At 66.5% G+C, this 16,454-nt stretch carries 17 protein-coding genes; 6 read left to right on the top strand and 11 right to left on the bottom strand.

The genetic code is table 11. From position 1 onward, the window contains the following. Positions 1–105: 105 nt before the first annotated feature. The gene (locus ACJJV6_RS06575) at positions 106–360 is read right to left on the bottom strand and encodes a hypothetical protein (RefSeq protein WP_133347579.1); all 255 of its coding nucleotides are present in this window, start codon (positions 358–360) and stop codon (positions 106–108) included. Between the two features lie 227 nt (positions 361–587). Here ACJJV6_RS06575 and ACJJV6_RS06570 point away from each other — a divergent pair, with 227 nt between their 5' ends. Further along, a complete protein-coding gene (locus tag ACJJV6_RS06570) occupies positions 588–1,283 on the top strand; it encodes a TetR/AcrR family transcriptional regulator C-terminal domain-containing protein (protein WP_009357400.1) in 696 nt (231 codons plus the stop codon). 31 nt (positions 1,284–1,314) lie between these two features. On the opposite strand, the gene ACJJV6_RS06565 is transcribed toward ACJJV6_RS06570, so the two are convergent. Beyond that, positions 1,315–1,782, bottom strand: a complete 468-nt coding sequence (locus tag ACJJV6_RS06565) for a pyridoxamine 5'-phosphate oxidase family protein (protein WP_009357399.1) — start codon at positions 1,780–1,782, stop codon at positions 1,315–1,317. Positions 1,783–1,823: 41 nt separating this feature from the next. Then, positions 1,824–2,753, bottom strand: coding sequence for an aminodeoxychorismate lyase (locus tag ACJJV6_RS06560; RefSeq protein WP_009357398.1), 930 nt, complete (start codon positions 2,751–2,753; stop codon positions 1,824–1,826). A 131-nt stretch (positions 2,754–2,884) separates the two neighbouring features. Between ACJJV6_RS06560 and cls the strand changes: the two genes are divergently transcribed. Then, on the top strand, positions 2,885–4,324 hold the full coding sequence (gene cls, locus ACJJV6_RS06555) for a cardiolipin synthase (RefSeq protein ID WP_133348201.1): 1,440 nt from the start codon (positions 2,885–2,887) through the stop codon (positions 4,322–4,324). 3 nt (positions 4,325–4,327) lie between these two features. On the opposite strand, the gene pabB is transcribed toward cls, so the two are convergent. The 8 genes from pabB to ACJJV6_RS06515 all read right to left on the bottom strand — a co-directional run bounded on the left by pabB (position 4,328) and on the right by ACJJV6_RS06515 (position 10,975). After that, positions 4,328–6,400, bottom strand: coding sequence for an aminodeoxychorismate synthase component I (gene pabB / locus ACJJV6_RS06550; protein ID WP_009357397.1), 2,073 nt, complete (start codon positions 6,398–6,400; stop codon positions 4,328–4,330). A 16-nt stretch (positions 6,401–6,416) separates the two neighbouring features. After that, positions 6,417–6,539 carry a type B 50S ribosomal protein L36 gene (ykgO, locus tag ACJJV6_RS06545; protein WP_009357396.1) on the bottom strand — a complete coding sequence of 41 codons (123 nt, stop codon included), beginning with the start codon at positions 6,537–6,539 and terminating at the stop codon, positions 6,417–6,419. Positions 6,540–6,581: 42 nt separating this feature from the next. After that, positions 6,582–7,601, bottom strand: coding sequence for a GTP-binding protein (locus tag ACJJV6_RS06540; protein WP_009357395.1), 1,020 nt, complete (start codon positions 7,599–7,601; stop codon positions 6,582–6,584). A 56-nt stretch (positions 7,602–7,657) separates the two neighbouring features. Beyond that, positions 7,658–8,197 (bottom strand): low molecular weight protein-tyrosine-phosphatase, encoded by a 540-nt coding sequence (locus ACJJV6_RS06535; RefSeq protein WP_035752316.1) that lies wholly within the window; start codon positions 8,195–8,197, stop codon positions 7,658–7,660. A 145-nt stretch (positions 8,198–8,342) separates the two neighbouring features. Next, a complete protein-coding gene (locus ACJJV6_RS06530; protein WP_009357393.1) occupies positions 8,343–8,966 on the bottom strand; it encodes a LysE family transporter in 624 nt (207 codons plus the stop codon). A gap of 37 nt (positions 8,967–9,003) precedes the next feature. Next, positions 9,004–9,396: a type II toxin-antitoxin system VapC family toxin gene (locus ACJJV6_RS06525; protein WP_354175750.1), complete on the bottom strand. Its 393-nt coding sequence runs from the start codon at positions 9,394–9,396 to the stop codon at positions 9,004–9,006. Between the two features lie 200 nt (positions 9,397–9,596). After that, complete coding sequence (locus ACJJV6_RS06520) at positions 9,597–10,415, bottom strand: methyltransferase domain-containing protein (RefSeq protein ID WP_009357391.1); 819 nt, start codon at positions 10,413–10,415, stop codon at positions 9,597–9,599. A 47-nt stretch (positions 10,416–10,462) separates the two neighbouring features. Continuing rightward, positions 10,463–10,975, bottom strand: a complete 513-nt coding sequence (locus ACJJV6_RS06515) for a MarR family winged helix-turn-helix transcriptional regulator (RefSeq protein ID WP_009357390.1) — start codon at positions 10,973–10,975, stop codon at positions 10,463–10,465. Positions 10,976–11,167: 192 nt separating this feature from the next. Here ACJJV6_RS06515 and ACJJV6_RS06510 point away from each other — a divergent pair, with 192 nt between their 5' ends. The 4 genes from ACJJV6_RS06510 (at position 11,168) to ACJJV6_RS06495 (ending at position 16,447) form a co-directional block, all read left to right on the top strand. Next, positions 11,168–13,363, top strand: a complete 2,196-nt coding sequence (locus ACJJV6_RS06510) for an MMPL family transporter (protein WP_407710213.1) — start codon at positions 11,168–11,170, stop codon at positions 13,361–13,363. 48 nt (positions 13,364–13,411) lie between these two features. Further along, positions 13,412–13,636 carry a hypothetical protein gene (locus tag ACJJV6_RS06505; RefSeq protein ID WP_407710212.1) on the top strand — a complete coding sequence of 75 codons (225 nt, stop codon included), beginning with the start codon at positions 13,412–13,414 and terminating at the stop codon, positions 13,634–13,636. 252 nt (positions 13,637–13,888) lie between these two features. After that, positions 13,889–15,760 carry a molecular chaperone DnaK gene (gene dnaK / locus ACJJV6_RS06500; protein ID WP_354175746.1) on the top strand — a complete coding sequence of 624 codons (1,872 nt, stop codon included), beginning with the start codon at positions 13,889–13,891 and terminating at the stop codon, positions 15,758–15,760. 3 nt (positions 15,761–15,763) lie between these two features. After that, positions 15,764–16,447, top strand: coding sequence for a nucleotide exchange factor GrpE (locus ACJJV6_RS06495; RefSeq protein WP_407710211.1), 684 nt, complete (start codon positions 15,764–15,766; stop codon positions 16,445–16,447). Positions 16,448–16,454 lie beyond the last annotated feature (7 nt).

The following is a 16,454-nucleotide window of genomic DNA, read 5'->3' as shown; positions in this document are numbered from 1 at the left end:
GACGGGCCCGGCGTCGAAGGCTTTTCGAGGCATGGAAAAGCGGCGTGAACCGGGGCCGCAGCCCTTGGTTCACGCCGCCCTTGATGTCCCTGGGGCTGGTCCTGCTCAGACCAGCCCGGGGTAGCTGGCCATGATGTAGTCGGTGGCTGCGGGGCCCTTCATGTGAAGGCCGCTGCGATCCGGACTGATCCTGTCGCGCATGGCGGCCCAGAAGCTGTCCTCCGGACTGAGCGGCTGCTGGTTGATGAAGCACCAGCTGGTGTAGAGCCCGTACAGGCGGTCGCGATCGAGGACGTGTTCGGAGGTTTGGTCCAGGTAGGTGGCTTCTTGGAGAAAAATATCGAACTGCGAATGTGCCATGACGGCTTCCCTTCGCTAAGTGCGGTGGCGCCGCCGTTCGGCTACAGCAGCAGACCTCACATGCCGTGCACGCGGCAATGGAGTGTAACGAGGATCCTTCAAGAAAGGAGGACCCCAAGCGGGATTGACGCCTATCTACAGTGTAGACTGTACGCGTAGACTACACATCCGGCAAGCGTCTTGATTAACTCGCCGGAACACCGCTTTCAATGCCCAGGATGGAAAAGATGGCCCCCGCGAGAACGCCCGGCAGTACGGCCGCGCGCAAGGGCAGGCTCAGCAGGGAACTGGTCCTGGCCAAAGCCCTGGAACTGGTGGACGCCGAGGGGCTGGACGCCCTGACCATGCGCCGCCTGGGCCAGGAACTCGGCCGGGACCCCATGAGCCTCTACCGCTACGCGGAAAACCGCGCGGCCCTCCTGGACGGAGTAACCGAGCTTGTGCTCAACCAGCTCTCCATCCAGCCCAAGGATCCTGACTGGAAGGCCCAGCTCCGGCACATCGCCCACAGCCTTCGGAGCCTGGCGCTCCAGCACCCCAATGTGGTGCCGCTGCTGGTGACCAGGCCGCTGTCCACCCCCTTGGGCATGCGGCCACTGGGGACGCTCCGCCCGCTGGAACAGATCCTCTCATTGCTGATCGAGGCAGGATTCGCGCCGCCGGACGCGCTGCATGTGTACCGCGCCTACTACGGCTTCCTCTACGGCCACATCCTCAACGAGCTTCAGGAATTCGTGGTGGACCCGGAAGAGAACGAGGCCCTTCTGCGGCTGGGGCTGCACCGCCTGCCGCCGAGGGAATTTCCCCGCCTTCGGTCCCTCGGACCGGACCTGGCGACCTATGACGGGTCTGCGGAACTTGACCAGGGACTGAGCATCCTGCTGTCGGGGCTCGAATCCCAGCTGTCGGTGCATGCAGGCTAGGGTCCCCAAGCCTGGGGGCTAGCGAAACAGGCTACTCGAACGAGGCCCGCCGCCGGTCCTGCAGACGGGTGTTCCAGATATCCGGACGGGCCACCCTGAAGCGGCGGCCGGTCAGGGCGCGCGGGGAAATTCGGATGTAGTGGCTCTTCTCTCCGGGCTGCCAGGGCTCCAGCCCCAGCGCGTCCACGGCGTCCTTTTCGTCCTGGTCCTCCATGATCTCGGTGTCCCCGCGCAGCACCACGCTCCAGGCCTCCTCCGTGCGCGGGTCGTAGCCGTCGATTTCCAGGGCGGCCGGGCGCTCCTGGGCGGCGCCCCACAGCTTGGTCACCCCGGACGTGCGGAAGGCAATGCTGCGGCGGTACACCACGTAATTGATGGGGAAGATCTCCGGATGCCCGTCCACCACCAGGGCCAGGCGGCCCAGAGTGTCGTCGGCCAGGAGCTCCCAGCACTCGTCGAAGGTCAGGTTGTCAGCTGGCTGCGGCGCGCGTGAATCCATGAACCACACCCTACGGGCCAGCCGGCCGGGGGAACAGGACTTTACTGAATGCCGGCGAAAAGTTCATTCAGCTCCGCGGTCAGCTCCTTCTGCAGCGACGGCGTCCCGATCTCCTGCCCGTCAATCCGGTTGACGGGGGCGAGCAGGCGCACGCTCGAGATCAGCCAGACGGCGTCGGCGTCCAGCAGGTCCTGCGGCACCAGCGGCCCGTACCCCAGTTCCCAGCCTGCCTCCTTGGCGGCCTTGAAGAGCGCTCCCTGGGAAGTGCCGGCCAGGATTCCGCTGTCCAGCTGCGGTGTGATGAGGCGCTTGACCGGCGTGCCGTCGTCGGACTTGTCCACGTGGGCCAAAAGCACCGTGGACGTGGGGCCCTCGAGGACCCGGCCGTCGGAGGAGAAGAAAATGACGTCATCCGCGCCCTGCTTATGGGCGTGCCGGAGCGCGGCCATATTGACGGCGTAGGAGAGGGTCTTGGCGCCGAGCAGCAGCCACGGGGCCCGCTCTGCCGCATCACTGTCATAGCCGCGGTCGAGGAGGATGACGTCGATGCCGGTCTCACGCTGGCGGCGGGCGCCCGCTCCCACCGGGGATACCTGGACCCATGCGGTGGGGGCGGCGGCGCCCTCAGCCCCGCGGGTCACCACCAGCTTGACCACCAGTTCATCGTCGGCATCCGAAACAGGAGGGTGCTGGGACCGGTGTTCTGCAATGGCGGCGGCAATGGCCCGGCGCCACTGGTCCTGGCCGGGGATGGCGAGGTCCAGCGCTTTCCCGGAACCGTCCAGGCGGTCCAGGTGCGCCTGGATCTTCCGGACGTTGCCCCCGACGGCGAGCATGGTTTCGAACGCCCCGTCACCGCGGGTGGCTCCCTGGTCCGTGACCAGCAGTTGCGGCTGGGACGCATCGGCCAGACGGCCGTCCGGGAAGGCAGAGTCAAGGAAAACAAGAACCACGGAAGCAGGTGACGTCATGGCTCCAGCTTAGTGCGGCGCCGCGCCGATAAGCTGGGCTGAGTGCCCCGGCAGGAAACCGTCCGCCGGGAGCCGATGAGCCGGGGGTTTGTCAGTTGTTGTGGCCATTTTCGCTTGCCGGCACCGCACCGATGTGGGTGGTGGTGCTGCTCGGCGTCGCCGACCTGGTGATCAGGGTGCTCGCCGTGGGCATCATTCCCGGAAACCGCCGCCCCACCACGGCGATGGCGTGGCTTCTGGGTATCTTCTTTGTGCCTTTCGTGGGAATTGTCCTGTTCCTGCTGTTCGGAAACTTCAGGCTTTCCAGCCGGCGCCGCGAGCAGCAGCAGCAGGTCAACGAGAGGGTCCGGGCCGGCATCTCCTCGCTCGCCGACGTCGAAAGCCACTATCCGGGGCCCGAATGGGTGACCTCCGCAGCGGAGCTGAACCGCCGGCTGGGATCCCTGCCCATGGTGGACGGCAACTCGGTTGACCTCATCCCCGGGTACCCGGACTCCATCCTCGCCATGACCGAAGCCGTGCGGAAGGCGAAGAAGTTCGTCAACGCGGAGTTCTACATCATGAGCACCGACCACATCACGGACGACCTGCTCACCGCGCTGGAGGAGGCGGCCGAACGCGGCGTGGAAGTGCGCGTGCTGTTCGACCACATCGGCACCCTCCGGGTCCAGGGCTACAGGAAGCTCCTCAAGCGCCTCAGGGCGGGCAAGATCCAGTGGAAGCGGATGCTGCCGCTCATGCCCATCCATGGCCAGTGGCGCCGGCCGGACCTCCGGAACCACCGCAAGATCATGGTGGTCGACGGCGAAATCGCCTTCACCGGTTCCCAGAACCTGATCGAGCCCTCCTACAACAACCCCCGCCACCGCAAGGCCGGACGGGAGTGGGTGGAGTTGATGGCGTGCCTGCGTGGACCGATCGTCACCACCCTGAATGTCGTTTTCGCCACCGACTGGCTGAGCGAAACCGACGAGTCGCTGGAGCACCAGCTGCAGCTGCCGGCGAACCCGCACCCGGGCAACGTCACCGCGCAGGTGGTGCCCAGCGGCCCGGGCTTCATCACCGAGAACAACCTGCGCCTCTTCAACACGCTCATCTATTCCGCGCAGCACCGCATCTCCATCTGCAGCCCGTACTTCGTGCCGGACGATTCGCTGCTGTACGCCATCACCACTGCCGCCCAGCGCGGCGTGGACGTGGAACTCTTCGTCTCCGAGAAGGGCGACCAGTTCCTGGTCCACCACGCCCAGCAGTCCTACTACGAGGCACTGCTGGAGGCGGGCGTCCGGATCTACCTCTACAAGGCCCCGTTCGTCCTCCATGCCAAGCACTTCACCATCGACGACGAGGTGGCCGTTCTGGGTTCCAGCAACATGGACATGCGCTCCTTCTCGCTGAACCTCGAGGTGTCCGTGATGCTGCTGGGCGAGGACATCGTCACCAAGATGCGCGCGGTGGAGGACACCTACCGGGACATCTCGCACGAGCTTAAGCTTCCCGTCTGGCGCAACCGTCCGTTCGCGGCCCGTTACGTGGATAACGTGGCCCGGCTGACCGCGACGGTTCAGTAGCACTCAATCCCCGGGGAACTCCGCGCCCAGCGTGGACAGGACCCCGTAGGCCTTGGTCCGGATCTCCTCGTACTCCTCGTCCGGCACGGAATCCGCGGTGATGGCACCGCCGACGCCGAGCGTGAGTTCCGCCGTTCCGTCACCCGGGGCATTGACCACCAGGGTGCGGATGGCGACGGCGAGATCGGTGGCGCCGTTCAGCGAGAAGTAGCCAATGGCGCCGGAATACAGCCCCCGCGGGCCTTCCTCCAGCCGGTCGAGGATGGCCATGGTGCTGATCTTGGGCGCCCCGGTCATGGAGCCGGCGGGGAAGCAGGCGGCCACTGCCTCCGCCCGCGAGGAGCCGGGCAGCAGGCGGGCGTCTATGGTGCTGACCATCTGGTGCACGGTGGCATAGCTTTCGATAGCGCACAGCCTGCTGACCGTGACCGAGCCGGGGACCGCGAAGTGGCTGAGGTCGTTCCGCAGCAGGTCCACGATCATGATGTTCTCGGCACGGTCCTTCAGTGAGGTGGCGAGGTCCGTCCGCAGCCGCGCGTCCTCCTGCGCATCGGCAGCCCGGCGGCGGGTCCCCTTGATGGGTTCGGCGCGCATGCTGCCGTCGGACGCGATCTTCAGGAACCGCTCCGGCGAGGTGCTTGCCACCGTCACCCCGTCCAGCCGGAGGAAACTTGCGAAGGGTGCAGGGTTCCGGCCGCGGAGGGCAAGGTAAATGCGCCACGGGTCCACGGCAGCGGCGGGAACGCGGGCCTCAAGCGTGGTGGTCAGGCACACCTCGTAGGTGTTGCCCTCGGCGATCTCGTGCTGCGCGGCGGCGATCTTCTTCCGGTAGGCCTCGCCGGTGTCACGGCTGCGGAAGGCGGGGGCCTGGGGAAGTACGACGGCGGTGCTGCCGCCGTGGTCCGGCGCGGCAGCCTGGTGAACCGCGGCGGCCGCAGTCCCCAGCCAGTCCTCCGCGTCAGGTGCGTCAAGGGCCAGGAGCCAGGCGGTGCCTTCGGCGTGGTCCAGGACCACGGCACGGCCGGCAAAGATCAGGGCGGCGTCCGGTGTAGCGGCGGGCAGGTCGGTGCCGCCCGTTTCACGCTTGAGTTCGTAGCCCAGGCAGCCCAGCCAGCCCAGGGTGAACTGTCCCGGGTAGCCTTCCGGCGCGCGGACCGCGCGGCGGCCCCACACCGTGTCCAGCCAGCGGAAGAACTGCCCGGTGACCCTGACGGTTGCGGAACCGGCGCTGATCAGGCTTTCGCCGGACCGGTGGGTTACCGATTGCCCGAACGTGCCGCCGTCGTCCGCCATGATGCTGAACCGGCTGCGCTCCGCTGCGGTTCGTGCGGAAGCATCGTCCGTGTGTGCCACACCCGCTGCTGCCGTTCCGGCGTTGGAGGAGTCCAGCCAGACCGCATTGGCTGAGCCGCCGTAGAGGGAATGGAAGAGCGCCGCGGAATCAGGGCGCTCGTCCAGCCGCTCGGCGCGAAGGCGGAGCCCGCGGCGGGCGGAGAGCTCCGGGGCCAGGACCGGGGCCAGCGCCGGAAGGTAGGGGAGGAGCCGCAGGAGGTCGACGACGGCGGAGCCGTCGGCCAGGTTCTGCACGCGGACGTCGGCAAGCGCCGGCACGTCATCCCGGGCCAGCCATGCGTCTTCCTGCGCGGCCCACTGGTCCCAGTAGGGTTCGTAGGTTGCGCCGTCGCGGTCCAGGGCCCTGGTCCGGCGGACGTCGTCAGGGGATTCGGCCCAGATCACGGCGTCCAGGAGCGGCCGGGCTTCTGCCGCGGCGGCACCCACGCCTTCGACGATGACGATCTCGGCGGGAAGCGTGACCCGGGGGCCGCCGTCGTCATGGTTTTCCCAGTCCCAGCCCACCCACGTCGCCGCTTCGCCCCTGTGCAGCGGGGTGAGGACGGTGGCGACGTAGCGTTCCACGCCGGCGGCCAGGCCGTTCCAGCCGGGGTAGATGTCCTCAAGATGGAACAGCGAGACCTTGTGGTGGGCGCGCAGCCGGGCAGCCAGTTCGACGGCGAGGGTGGTCTTCCCAGCGCCCGAGCGCCCGTCGATGGCGATGATGACGGGGGCTGGGCTCATGGAGTAGAGCGTACCTTTATCCCTGCCGGGCTTTCATCCGCGGGTCCTTCTTGTTAATCACGAACGTCCTGCCGCGGCGCCTGACGATTTGTGCGCCGGGGATCTTCTTCAGTGCCCGCAGTGAATTCCGTACTTTCATGGTGTCCTCCTTGGTTGGTGGGGTTGGGTGGTGGTCGGCAGGTCAGCTCGCGGGCCGCAGGGCGAAGGGGTCGGACAGGACCGCGCCGGCCGCCAGTTCGTCGTCGGTGAGCTCGCAGTCCCGCAGCAGCCGCTCGAACTCCGCCGGGTCCAGGCCCTCCCCGGTCGCTGCCAGGACCGTGGCGGCGGGACCCGGCGCACGTCCCGCCTGCTCCGTCGCGGCAGGTTCTTCCGGCCACTTCCCGGTGTTTTCGAGCCAGACGCGGGGGCCGATGCCCTGGATGGCGATGCGGCACTCGGGCGCGGACGCAACCCACAAGTGGCCTTGCAGGACGCAGCAGCCCTCGGCGAGCGTGCCCAGGACCTGGCGGAACCGTCCCGGATGCAGGGGCCGGTCCATGCGCTGGACCACAGTGACAAAGGGTGAGGCCGCGGCATTTGCTGCCGAGCGGCGGACCTGGATCGTTCCTGCTGCACGGTGGGCATGCGGTGCGAGTTCCCGCAGCAGGTGCAGGCCGCGCTCGCGGCCTGCGGGATCGGCCGGAACGATGTCGGGCTCCGCCACGAGGACGGTATCCGCGAAGGCCAGTTCGCCCAGCAGGAACTCGCCCGGTGTCCTCTCGTCGTCTGCCACGGGGGTGAAGCCGGACTCGAACAGGGTGTGCGGGTCCCAGATGTGGTCCTCCAGGGCGTCCGGCGCGAGGGCAATGATGGCCGAGGAAACCGTTGCCGGCCGGCTGAGCCCGCGGTTGAGTGCCGTGACTGCCACTGATGCTGGAACCGCAGGCGGAAGGCCGATGATGATCGGGCCTTGTGCTGATGCAGCCAGGCGGTCGATCGCCGGCACCAGGTCCAGGCGTACCGCGCAGCTGAGGCCGCCGTGTTCGAGGATGGTTTCCTCGTATTCGACGGGACCTGCGGCGTCAAAGACCCGCCGGATGACCAGCCCGTTCTCCAGCAGGTCATGGAAGACCACGAGGCTCCCGGGATGTTCAGCTGCCAGGTCCCCGCAGGCTTCGCGGCGGCAGAGGGCATCAAGGGAACTCACAACGATGAGGTGCATGGCGAAGAGCCTAATTGAGAACCGTTCTCAATTGCAAGATAAAGCCGGGTGGGTCCTCAACTGCCCTGCCGCTGCAGCTCCGCGTCCGAGGAAACGGCCGCCTTGACGTGCTCCACGATCCCCGGGAGCGCCGCGTGGATCTGGTGCCAGACGGCGTCGAAGTCAGCATGCCCCCCGTACCACGGGTCCTCGATGCCCTGGTCCAGCAGGTCCTTGCCGGCCATTGCTGGATCGAAGCTTCGGAGCATGCGGATCTTGCCCAGCGACTCCTGGTCCGGCGCCGCCTCGCTCAGCCAGGCGTAGTGGTCGATATCGAGCGCCAGGATGAGATCCCGCTCGCGGAACCATTCCGGGAGCCATTCCCGTGCGATGTGAAGCTCGGACGCGAGTTGCGTGGCCGCGAGCCGGCGGGCGGCACGGGGGTCGATGGGGCGCCCTGCCTCGTAGCCCGTGGTGCCGGCCGAGTCCACCGCCACCAGTCCGTCCAGCCCTTCGCGTTCCAGCGCGGCCTTCAGCATAAGTTCCGCCATGGGGGAGCGGCAGATGTTGCCGGTGCAGACGGCGATGACGCGGTATGGGCTCGACGCTGAGTTCATGATGCTAAGCATGCGCGCTTTCCGGCCCTATGGCTAGCGGGTGGTTCATAAAAATTGACCGGTTTGTAAAGATGCATGACGAACCCGCCGAAGGGGTATGTAGTGAGGTTGGGTGCTGCGATGCCGGGGATTGGTGGGCCCGGGATCAGTGAATCAGGGCGAGGAGGATCCCGACGGCGACAAACAGCACGCCGAACACCTTGCTCAGGACCAGCTGTCCCCGTGGCGTCTGGGTGAAGCGCTGGAAAGACCTGGCCGCTGCGGCGAAGAAGAACCACATCACCAGGATGTCGATCGCCACGATGGTTGCGGTCAGCACAGCGTACTGCGTCAGCAGTGGCTGTTCAGGCCGGATGAACTGGGGAGTGAAGGCGAGGAAGAAGACGATGGCCTTCGGATTCAGCAGGTTGACCCAGAACCCGCGCCGGAAGATCGACCAGGCGGACTCGTTCCGCAGTGCCGCTGCCTGCTCCTCTTCAAGGCTCGGCTTGCTAAGGAACTGCCGGACGCCCAGATAGATGAGGTAGGCGGCGCCCGCGTAGCGGATTACGTTGAAGGCCACCGGCGAGCTGGCAACCAGCACGCCGACGCCGAGTGCCACGATCACCACGTGCACCACCAGTGCGGCCTGCTGCCCGAGGATTCCCCAGATGGACCGCCGGAAGCCGGCATTCAACGAGTTGCTCATGGTGTTGATGGCTCCGGCGCCCGGGGTGAAGCTGATCAGGGCACCGGCGCCGGCCAGGGCCAGCCAAAGGGAAAATTGCACCTGTCAATCCTACGCGGCAGGGGGCCGGTGGCGGGGGTCACCACAGGGTGGCTACGGGGCCGTACGCCTGGATGTTTTCGTCTGCTGTGACGAGGGTGAAGCCTTCCACCATGGCTTGTGCAGCCAGCATCCGGTCAAAGGGGTCTTTGTGGTCCCAGTCGAGCTGGCCGGCGGCAAGGGCATGGTCGGCGCTGATGCCGATTTCAGCGGCGTAGAGGTGTGAAAGCTGCCGGCCAAAACTGGAGACGATCGCCGCTCCGGCCGGCAGTCTTCCCTGCCGGTGCTTGTAGGAGAGCTCATAGGCGGTGACCGGCGAAACGAAGACCTGGTTTTCAAGTTTGGTGATCGCATTTTTGGCTTTGATTGAGAGCCTCTTGGGCTCGGCGAGTGCCCAGAGGAACACATGGGTGTCCAGCAGCAGCTGCAGCACCCGTCAATTCCCATCTCGTCATCCGTCCACGGCTCATAGAAGTCATCGGGGATGTGGAGGGGGCCGAGGAAGCCCAGTTCGCGCTTGTGGGGCCGTTCGATCTTGACCAGCCGTGCAACCGGCCTTCCGGCCTTGGCAATGACAACGTCCTCGCCGCGCACGGCATAAGCTTCGGCCCAGAATTCGTTGTCCCCGCAGGCCTAAGCCCGGGCGATGACCTCCCCATTGGGGATGAGGAACCAGCCGTCGTCGGTTGAACCCCATCGGTGCCATCCGGCGGAGATCCGTGCCAGGTCCGCGGGGTTGGCGAAGCCGTACTCCAGCGCCTGCTCCGCGAATGCTGAGTGCAGCACCCGCTCGCCCCAGACGCGGGCCTGCCACCGGCGCTGCTGTCCTGTGGCGTACAGCCAGTTGCTGCTGGAGGGGGCAACGTCCGTGAACCCCGCCGACTGCGCCCAGCTGACCAGCCGCCGTCCGGCGTCGGGCTCTGCCCCGTTGCGGCGCGCAATGCGCTGGTACAGGTCCATCCATTCGTCGAGTTCCGGGATGGCCGGGTACCAGCTCATGCCGTGGAAATCGGCGTCGCGCACGGCAACGATGCCGCCCGGCTTGGCCACGCGGCGCATTTCGCGGAGGGCCTCCACCGGGTCGGTGAGGTGCTGCAGCACCTGGTGGGCGTGGACGACGTCGAACGTCTCGTCCTCGAACTCGAGGTCGTAGATGTTGCCGGCCACGAATTCCACGTTCGGCACCTGGCGTTCGACGGCGAGCGCCTGGGCCTGGACGATGATGTCCGGTGAGCGGTCCAGGCCGGTGACCTTGCCGGGCGAGACGAGGGCGGCGAAGTCGCAGGTGATGGTGCCCGGTCCGCAGCCGACGTCGAGCAGGTCCGAGCCGGGGGTCAGGTGGGGCAGGACAAAGGCGGCGGAATTCTCGGCGGTCCTGGCGGCATGGGCGCGGACCACTGACTCGTGGTGGCCGTGCGTGTAGACGTCTTCTTCGGGCTGCTGGGCACTCATAACCAAACGCTACCCCTCACGCCGCGGCGCGGAAGGATTTCGCCAGCCTAATCCGCCGCGGATTCTTCGCGCGCCGCCACCGTGGCTTCCACCATCGCGGTCATGAACCGCGAGACGGTTTCCAGCTCCTCCTCGGAGAAGTCCGCCATGGCAGTACCCATGCGGCGCGAGAGGGGCTCGAAAATGGCCCCTCCCTCCTGGAAGGCCTTGGGCGTCATCTTCAGCTGCACCTGCCGCCGGTCGGAACTGCCGCGCTCACGGACCACGTGGCCGGAGCTGTCCAGCCGGTCAATCAGCGCCGTGGTAGCGGGGGAGCTAAGGTGCAACTCCTTGCGGAGGAGTCCCGGCGTGACCGGATTTCCCTTGGCCGTGTGCCGCATGATCACGGCCAGAGCATTCAGGTCCGTGCGGTGCATGTCCTTCCTGCCGCCGGCCGTGTCCACGTACCGGTTGGCCTCCAGCGTGAATTCCTGCAGGAGCCGGACGAGGGGATGGGGGCCGCCATTCTGCCCAGGGACTGCCGGAGGGCGCGGCGTGTCCGCGGGGCCGCTTGCTGCCATGGCCGCCTCCTCTTTCCTTCTGGTGGGCATCACCGCCGGGTTTGCCCAGCCGTACTGACGGATACTACTTCAGCCCCGCCGTGCGTGCCTTGATGGCGAGCTCTAAGAAAAACCTTGATGGACACTTATCTCTACTATGGAGATAGTCTACTCTGGAACTAATGTTCGTGTGAGGTACGTCCGGAAGGCATCATGAAACACAAAACCGTAAGCAGAGAGCGCGTTCCGTTCTGGCTGCGCTGGCTGGTCCCCGTCATCCTGGTGCTCACGTGGCTGGCGCTCGCCGGCGTGGGCGGCCCCACCTTCGGGCGCCTGGAGGAGGTTTCCTCCAACGACCAGGCCTCCTTCCTTCCGGCAAGTGCCGAGGCCACTGCCGCGCAGGACTGGCAGGCCAAGTTCCGGGACTCCGACGAGGTGCCGGGCGTCATCGTCATCGAAAGCGATGAGCCGTTCACTCCCGCCCAGCTGGGTGAAGTGGCTGCCCTTCGGACTGACCTGGAAGAGCTGAAGCTGGGCAGCGCGGTGATTGGGCCCATTCCGTCGGAGGACGGCAAGGCGGTCCAGTTCATCGCACCCATCAGCGAGTCCGAGGTGGAAGTGCAGGAGGCGGTGAAGGAACTCCGCGACCTCGTAGCTGAAGCTGCCCCTGAGGGGATGCGGACATTCGTGACCGGGCCCGCCGGCCTCGCGGCCGACCTGGTGGCCGCTTTCGCCGGGATTGACGGCATCCTCCTGCTCGTGGCGCTCGCCGCTGTGTTCGTCATCCTGCTGGTGGTGTACCGCTCGCTGCTCCTGCCTTTCATGGTGCTCCTGACCTCGGTGTTCGCCCTGTGTGCCGCCATCCTGCTGGTCTTCGGCATGGCGCAGGCGGGCTGGATCCAGTTGAATGGCCAGAGCCAGGGGATCCTCTCCATTCTGGTGATCGGCGCGGCCACCGACTACGCACTGCTCTACGTGGCGCGCTTCCGTGAGGCGCTGACCCACACCACCAACCGGACGGCCGCGGCGCTGACGGCCTGGCGGACCTCTTTCGAACCCATCCTGGCGTCCGGTGCCACGGTCATCATCGCCCTGCTCTGCCTGCTCTTCTCGGACCTCAACTCCAACAAGGCACTGGGGCCGGTGGCAGCGGCAGGCATCATCTGCTCGCTGTTCGCCGCACTCACGCTGCTGCCCGCCCTGATGGCGCTCCTGGGCCGTGCCGCTTTCTGGCCGTTCCGTCCCAAGCTGGCCTCGGCTGACGAGCGCGAGCCCGAGCTGGTTACGGGGCTGGAGGGTCAAAAAGGGCTGTGGCGGGCAACCGGTGCATTGGTGCAGCGGCGTCCGCGGACCATCTGGATCGCGTCGGTCCTGCTGCTGGCCGCGGCCTCCGCCGGCGTCCTCCAGCTCAAGGCCAATGGTGTTCCGCAGACCGACGTCATCCTCACCGCGTCCAATGCGGTGGACGGCCAGGACGCGCTGGCCCGCCACTTCGACGCCGGCAGCGGCAGCCCCGCCGTCGTGGTTGCGGACGAAGGCAAGGCACAGGAAGTGCTGGATGCGGTGAAAGCGGCCGACGGCGTGGGCGAGGCCTACCTGCTGGCTGAAGGCAGCGTGCCCATCACCGGCGCCCCCGGAACCCCCAGCGAGCCCGACGTCCGCGAGGGCAAGGTCCTGATCAATGCCACGCTGAACTCCGCGGCGGACTCCCTCGAGGCCGAAGAAGCTGTCAAGGCCCTGCGCGTGGACGTCAAGGCCGTGGACCCGGGTGCCCTGGTGGGCGGCGTCACCGCCACCGCGCTGGACACCAACACCACGGCCCAGCGTGACCTGGTGATCATCATCCCGGTGGTCCTGGTGGTGATCCTCTTTATCCTGATGCTGCTGCTGAGGTCCGTGTTGGCACCGGTCCTGCTGGTGCTCTCCGTGGTGCTCTCCTACGCTGCAGCCATGGGTGTGTCCGCGCTGGTGTTCAACAACATCCTTGGCTTCCCGGGTGCCGACGCCACCGTGCCGCTGTTCGGCTTCGTGTTCCTGGTGGCCCTGGGCGTGGACTACAACATCTTCCTGATGAGCCGGGTCCGGGAGGAGTCCCTGAAGCACGGCACCCGCCCGGGCATCCTCCGCGGCCTGGGCGTGACCGGCGGGGTGATCACGTCCGCGGGCGTGGTGCTCGCGGCCACGTTCGCGGCGCTGGGCGTCATTCCCATCATGTTCCTGGTGCAGCTGGCCTTCATTGTTGCGTTCGGCGTCCTGCTGGACACGGTGCTGGTGCGCTCGCTGCTGGTGCCTGCGCTGGCTTACGACATCGGCCCGAAAATCTGGTGGCCCGGCAAGCTCTCCCGGCCGGAGACTGAAGAACGGCCGGACCGGGACGAAGCCCTGTTGGCTAAAACTCCTGCTGGGTAGACTGCCAATGCGCCCGCACGGACGCGGACTCGAAGGAGAGACGTCGCCATGACTGAAAGCCACGAAGCAGCCTTTGATGAGCACCCCCGCCGCGGCAGCACGGAGCCGGGGCTGGAAGGCGAAGGCGGCCAGTACGGGGAGGGCGACCTCGAGAACCCCGCCGAGGACTTCCGGAACGAGGATGCCGTCCGTGAAGGCCTGACTGACGGGCAGGTCATGTCCACCTCAGAGGAGCGCGGTCCGCTGCACGGCGATCCGGACGCCGAGCGGTAGGCGCCACGGCGGAATTAGCCCGGCGGCAGGTTCACCCCTAGCGAAAGGGTGAGCCGCCGTCGGGCTTTACCGTGTCCCGGAATCCGCGCCAACACGGGGAGGGCAGCCTCAGGCCGGAGAGATGCCTAGCAAAGAGTTGAGCGTGGTCGACTCAACTTTGCTTGACATCGTCGAGGCCCTGAGTAAAGTTGAGTGCAGAACGCTCAATTAGCGGGCGCCAGCAAGTTTCCAAGGAAAGAAGGAAGCAACACAATGTCACGTGCAGTAGGTATCGACCTCGGAACCACCAACTCCGTCGTCTCCGTTCTCGAAGGTGGCGAGCCCACCGTTATTGCCAACGCCGAGGGTGGCCGCACCACGCCGTCCGTGGTTGCATTCTCCAAGTCCGGCGAAGTCCTGGTTGGCGAAATCGCAAAGCGCCAGGCAGTCAACAACATCGAACGCACCATCTCGTCCGTCAAGCGCCACATGGGCACTGACTGGACCAAGGCGATCGACGAAAAGAAGTACACCCCGCAGGAAATCTCCGCGCGTATCCTCATGAAGCTGAAGAACGACGCCGAGTCCTACCTGGGCGAGAAGGTCACCGACGCTGTGATCACCGTTCCCGCCTACTTCAACGACGCCGAGCGCCAGGCAACCAAGGAAGCCGGCGAGATCGCGGGCCTCAATGTCCTGCGTATCGTCAACGAGCCCACCGCCGCAGCCCTCGCCTACGGCCTGGACAAGGGCAAGGAAGACGAACTCATCCTGGTCTTCGACCTCGGTGGCGGTACGTTCGACGTCTCCCTGCTGGAAGTCGGCAAGGACGAAGACAACTTCTCCACCATCCAGGTGCGCGCCACCGCCGGTGACAACCGCCTCGGCGGCGACGACTGGGACCAGCGCGTGGTTGACTACCTGCTGAACCAGCTCAAGGTCAAGGGCATCGACCTCTCCAAGGACAAGATCGCCCTGCAGCGCCTCCGCGAAGCTGCCGAGCAGGCCAAGAAGGAACTGTCCTCCTCCACCAGCACCAACGTCTCGCTCCAGTACCTGTCCGTCACCCCCGACGGCCCGGTCCACCTGGACGAGCAGCTGACCCGCGCCAAGTTCCAGGACCTCACCAAGGACCTGCTGGAGCGCACCAAGAAGCCGTTCCACGACGTCATCAAGGAAGCCGGCATCAAGCTGACGGACATCAACCACATCGTGCTGGTCGGTGGCTCCACCCGTATGCCTGCCGTCTACGACCTGGTCAAGGAACTGGCCGGCGGCAAGGAACCGAACAAGGGCGTCAACCCGGACGAGGTCGTTGCCGTTGGTGCCGCCCTGCAGGCCGGTGTGCTGAAGGGTGAGCGCAAGGACGTCCTCCTGATCGACGTCACCCCGCTGTCCCTCGGCATCGAGACCAAGGGTGGCGTGATGACGCACCTGATCGAGCGCAACACCGCCATCCCCACCAAGCGGTCCGAGACCTTCACCACGGCAGATGACAACCAGCCGTCCGTGGCCATCCAGGTCTTCCAGGGCGAGCGTGAGTTCACCCGCGACAACAAGCCGCTGGGCACCTTCGAGCTCACCGGCATCGCCCCGGCACCCCGCGGCATCCCGCAGATTGAGGTCACCTTCGACATCGACGCGAACGGCATCGTCCACGTCTCCGCGAAGGACAAGGGCACCGGCAAGGAACAGTCCATGACCATCACCGGCGGCACCGCGCTCTCCAAGGAAGACATCGACCGCATGGTCCGTGACGCCGAGGAGCACGCAGCCGAGGACAAGGCCCGCCGCGAGGCCACCGACACCCGCAACACGGCCGAGCAGCTCGCCTACTCCGTGGACAAGCTCATCGCCGACAACGCGGACAAGCTGCCGGAAGAGGTCAAGACCGAGGTCCAGGCCGACGTCGACAGCCTCAAGAAGGCCCTCGAAGGCACCGACGATGCCGCTGTGAAGGCTGCGTTCGAGAAGCTGCAGGCTTCCCAGACGAAGCTCGGCGAGGCCATCTACTCCCAGGCCGGTTCGCCCGACGGCGCCACCGGTGCCGCAGGTGCCGAAGGCGCAGCAGGGCCGGAGGGGTCCAAGGCCGACGAGGACATCGTCGACGCCGAGATCATCGACGAAGACGAAGCGAAGAAGTAAACCATGCCGCACCACGGTAACGAGGAAGAGCACAACTCATCCGCGGGCCAGCAGGGCGGCGCCTCCGAACCGGTCATCCGGGACAACCGCAAGGTTGACCCGGTGACCGGCCAGGCACGGCACCCCGAGGGCAGCCAGTCCGCCCCCGAATCCGGAGCCGACGCCCAGGATTCGGACGGCGACGCACTGGCCCAGGCCGAGGAGATCCTCAACGGCATCGAGGTGCCCGCCGAGGAGTCCGTGGCCCAGGGGGTTCCGGCTGGCTCCGGCAATGCAGAGGCGGTCGAACTGAAGAACGATCTCCTCCGCCTGCAGGCCGAGTACGTCAACTACCGCAAGCGCGTCGAACGCGACCGCGCCGTGGCAGGGGAGATGGCCGTCATCGGCGTCCTTAACTCCCTGCTTCCGGTCCTGGACGACGTCGACGCCGCGCGGCAGCACGGCGACCTGACCGACGGTCCCTTCGCCGCGATCGCCACCAAGCTGGAGAACGCGCTGAAGACCTACGGCCTGGTCCGCATCGACGAAACCGGCGTGGAGTTTGACCCCACGATTCACGAGGCCCTGATCCAGCAGCCCGGTGAGGACATCGAGGTTGACACCGTCAGCCAGGTGCTCCGCTCCGGCTACAAGTCAGGAGAACGCGTCCTCCGCGCAGCCCAGGTGATTGTGGCGGTCCCTGCGTAGCATTACC

The sequence above is a fragment of the Arthrobacter nitrophenolicus genome, from assembly GCF_045833485.1.
Lineage (GTDB): Bacteria > Actinomycetota > Actinomycetes > Actinomycetales > Micrococcaceae > Arthrobacter > Arthrobacter nitrophenolicus.
The sequence above is the reverse complement of the archived record's forward strand: the minus strand, read 5'-3'. Positions and strand labels throughout refer to the sequence as shown.